Here is a 1,435-nt window from a genome sequence, read left to right on the forward strand (position 1 = left end):
ATCGACACCTTCGCCACACATTGCGCGCCAGCGGACTTCAATGAAACCGTCAATACCATCGGTAAACCGCTGTATGCGAAACAGGAGCCGCGCAAGTTTGGCCGCGGCACGGATTTGCACACCCAGTCCAATCCGTTGCCAATGTGCCGACGCCCAGGCGTCCTGGTGCGCTTAACCGCATGATCACACGTTTGGAGGCCTTGTATGACGCCGCTGATCGAGCAGGCCTGTTGGTTCGCGCAGTGACTGACGGGGGCTCGGCGTCAGTGGAGTTCCGGGCGCCGGATGAGCCCGTGCTCGAGGGACTGGCGCTGTCCGCCGACTACGCCATTCGCTACCCAGCCTCGGCGCTTCCCACCTTGGCTATCGATGACGAAATCGTCGTCGCAGGCGTTTGTTATCAGGTGCGTGATATTCGGGCCGTGGGTGATGGCGCTGAACGACGGGCGGATCTGACCCGGTTGGAGCCGCTCAGGTGAATTCCATTCGTGAACGCATTCAACGCACATGCCTGGACACGCTCAAGAAGGCGTTGGCTCCGGTCCCTGTCTGGCGTTATCCCACGGCGCCGATCAATCGGGAAGCAAGCCCTGCGCTGCTGCTGATGACGGAGTCGGACGTCGTCCTTGCCCGCGTGAATGATCGGGTGGAACGCGCATTGAGTATTCGTCTGGTGGCGATCACCCGCGGTCGGGATGCCTTTGAACAAGCGGATCGATTGGCGGTCGCAGCCCATACGGCGCTGATGCGCGACGCGAATGTGGGCGGACTGGCTTACGCATTACTGGAAATCGACGCGGAGTGGGATGCGGAAGACGCCGATGCCGGGGCTGTCGCACTGCCACTGCGCTATGAGGTGCGGTATCGCACGCATATCCATGATTTAACCCGAGACGGAAGCGTATTGTGACGTTAAAGCTCTTATGTCCTCACATCCATGCCGGCGTCGCCTATGGCCCCGGCGACTGTATTGAGGTCGATGCGGCCGCCGCCCGTTGGCTGATCGAGCTTGGCGTGGCTGAAGCCATCACATCAACGAAAACGGCCCAGGCCAAAGATCGCACACCCCACCCAAAAGGAAATTAAACATGTCGTATTTCTCCGGCCAGGGGCGCGTCTATATCGGCGCGCGCGATCCCCTCGGCCACCCTCTGGGACTCAGCTACGTGGGCAACGTTCCTGAGTTGAAAGTGTCGCTGTCGGTGGAAACTCTTGAACATCAGGAATCCGTCAGCGGACAACGATTGACGGATCTGCAGTTGATCAAAACCAAGAAAGGCGAATTCGCCTGCACATTGGAGGAGTTGATTCCGTCCAACCTGGCGCTAGGTCTTTATGGCGTCTCCACGGAGCAAACCGCCGGCACGGTGACCGCTGAGACGCTGCCGAATCCGCTGAATCCGGGCGAGCTATACCTGCTGGCGAAGCAGAATCT

4 protein-coding genes and 1 pseudogene are annotated in these 1,435 nt (G+C 59.8%); all 5 read left to right on the forward strand.

Going from position 1 to position 1,435, the window contains the following annotated elements; all coding sequences use genetic code 11:
• Positions 1-183 (forward strand): major capsid protein (locus KP814_RS32485; RefSeq protein WP_216740664.1); only part of this gene is annotated, 183 nt, incomplete at its 5' end.
• Positions 180-479, forward strand: a complete 300-nt coding sequence (locus KP814_RS32490; protein WP_216740665.1) for a hypothetical protein — start codon at positions 180-182, stop codon at positions 477-479. The genes KP814_RS32485 and KP814_RS32490, both read left to right, overlap by 4 nt.
• Entirely contained in the window at positions 476-910 is a 435-nt protein-coding gene (locus KP814_RS32495) for a hypothetical protein (RefSeq protein WP_216740666.1), read from the forward strand. Before KP814_RS32490 ends, KP814_RS32495 begins: the two co-directional genes overlap by 4 nt.
• A complete protein-coding gene (locus KP814_RS32500; protein ID WP_216740126.1) occupies positions 907-1,086 on the forward strand; it encodes a hypothetical protein in 180 nt (59 codons plus the stop codon). Before KP814_RS32495 ends, KP814_RS32500 begins: the two co-directional genes overlap by 4 nt.
• A 2-nt stretch (positions 1,087-1,088) precedes the next feature.
• Positions 1,089-1,435, forward strand: a pseudogene (locus tag KP814_RS32505) (hypothetical protein); the annotation flags it as partial.

The sequence above is a fragment of the Hahella sp. HN01 genome (assembly GCF_018986435.1).
Lineage (GTDB): Bacteria > Pseudomonadota > Gammaproteobacteria > Pseudomonadales > Oleiphilaceae > Hahella.

Bases quoted from the DNA above. Each gene is read 5' to 3' on its own strand.
- KP814_RS32490 (WP_216740665.1), top strand. From the start codon at position 180: ATGATCACACGTTTGGAGGCCTTGTATGACGCCGCTGATCGAGCAGGC.